This is a genomic window from Paenibacillus sp. P4_A7 (genome assembly GCF_056402455.1).
In genome coordinates, this window is sequence record NZ_JBFUHJ010000669.1 from 1 (window position 1) to 2,177 (window position 2,177).

General features: G+C 35.6%; 2 protein-coding genes. Both read left to right on the top strand.

What is annotated here, in order from left to right; all coding sequences use genetic code 11:
• On the top strand, window positions 1–1,021 hold a 1,021-nt coding region (locus tag AC1DWN_RS32715; RefSeq protein WP_477563010.1), incomplete at its 5' end, for a HEAT repeat domain-containing protein.
• A gap of 295 nt (window positions 1,022–1,316) precedes the next feature.
• Window positions 1,317–1,859, top strand: a complete 543-nt coding sequence (locus AC1DWN_RS32720; RefSeq protein WP_477563011.1) for a GNAT family N-acetyltransferase — start codon at window positions 1,317–1,319, stop codon at window positions 1,857–1,859.
• The last annotated feature ends 318 nt before the right edge of the window (window positions 1,860–2,177 follow it).

Here is a 2,177-nt window from a genome sequence, read left to right on the forward strand (position 1 = left end):
ACATTCCACTGCCTATCATAGCTGTAGAGGCTTCACGTTTGAAAATAAATGGGTTCCTGAGATAGTTGCTCAAGCTGAAAACATTGTTCTGCCAATGCCGTTCCAATCAGAAGAAGAGCGTATGAATCATTATACGGCAACAAAAGATGAACTACCTAAAGATTATGCACGTACCGAAGGAACATCTTTTGCCGGACCAATCATTTTAGGAACCGCAGCTTGTATCTGGGAAGCTCATCCAGACTGGTCAGCATTTCAAGTAAAATCAGTGATAACAAATAGTGGCCTATTTCATCCTGCTTGGATAGAGTTGCACTCTGGTTTAGTCGACGTTTCAGCGGCGATAAATTCAGCTCCCGAACCAAAACCACAGTATACGGAATCCCCATACTTTCGCTGGAACAGTTGGAAACAAAAAACTGTTGAAGAACGGTTAGAGACGATAAATGGTCATGATGAAGAATTGGTAACGGAGGCATTGCTATCTTTTTTTTCAGAGAATATTCCTGAGGAATTAGTTGAATTTGTTCAAGAATTATTACGACATTCTTCATATCGTATCCGTACAACAGCAATTATTCTGTTGTCTTCCAGTCCTCAACACGTAGAAATTAGTAAAATGCGTCAGTTACTAATGGATTCAAACCGTTACGTAAGGATGGGAGCTATATACACACTGAGTAAATGTCCAGAATTGTGGGAACAGATATCTGATGACTTAATAGCACTCTTTTCTGATATAGATTCAGATATTGTATATAGTGCCCTTAATCTTGCGTCAAAAATTAAGAGTAGTAGCTTCGAAAAACCAATCATTTCAGCTCTAAAGAGTGATGCTATAAATAAAAAAGTTGCTATCTTCGGAGCACGCTTGGGGGTGCTTGAGGAAATTACAGGTATTCGATTCTCCTCAAGTCTTGAATGGCAGGAAGGAATGTGCTGGTACTCCGAACAAAGCACTCAAATTAGGCTCAGTATTGCACAAAAGTGGTTAGATTGGTTGGAAACAAGCAAACGATAATAATATGGTCAAATGCTGAACAACTTCCCGCATTCTTCCTACCCTACTAAAAGAATATACTCATGTGTAACACTTTCTCTTGAATGGTCATTCAATACGAGAAAAAGAATATAATGATCGTTTATTTCAGTGAATCTGAAGCAGTTCGGCCATTCGATGATCAGCTAAAGAAAGCCATTCAAAACTTATAATTTTCGACCTTGCTCACTAAGTGTAAGTAACCAAAACTATTTTGTAGAAGGGAATATGAAGAACATTTGAGTTGTAGTCTAAAAGCCTATATGGGGGGATTATTTTGATTTATGATAGCTCAAATAAAACAATTACTACTAATAGGTTATTGCTAAGACTGTTTCAAACATTAGATGCATCAGAGGTTACTAGACTTTGTGATAATTATAACATTTACAAAAACACTCTATATCTACCATATCCCTATTCCATAGAGGATGCTTTATCTTGGATTGAGAATCATCTTGATAATTTTAATAATAATAGGTCATATGAATTTGCAATTACAGACAAAGATACAGGAAATTTATATGGAGCAATAGCATTATCTAACAATCAAAAATTTAATAATGGTGAAATTGCTTATTGGATTGGAGAAGAATTTTGGGGAAATGGTTATGCCACAGAGGCTGGAGAAGCTATACTCGAATTTGCCTTTCTTGAAAAGCAATATCATAAAGTATATGCTCGTCATTTTAAGTCGAATTCAGCTTCTGGAAGAGTTATACAGAAAATAGGCATGAGCAAAGAAGGTGTCTTAAGAGATCATGTCATGAAGAAAAACCAATATGAAGATCTTATTTATTATGGAATTATTAATGAATAAATCCAAAGGAGAAACGTGTAAACAATAATGCTGATTTGTTCAACTAACAGGACGCCTTTTGAAGTACATAGTGAATTTCGTTGATGAAAGGTAGGGAAACAATAGATTTATCAGGTAGTTTGGTCTAGACTTTTCGATTAAATTACAAGGGGCTGATAATTATTAATAGAAAGAAGAAAATCTCCAAGGAGTACATGAGTGATTTTTTAACTCTTAGAAAAATAGTTAATGAATTTGACCCACTTGGACTAATTAGCATGGGAGCTCCTGATGATGAACATGATAATCTGACACAAAAACTCATACGTAGGTTATACG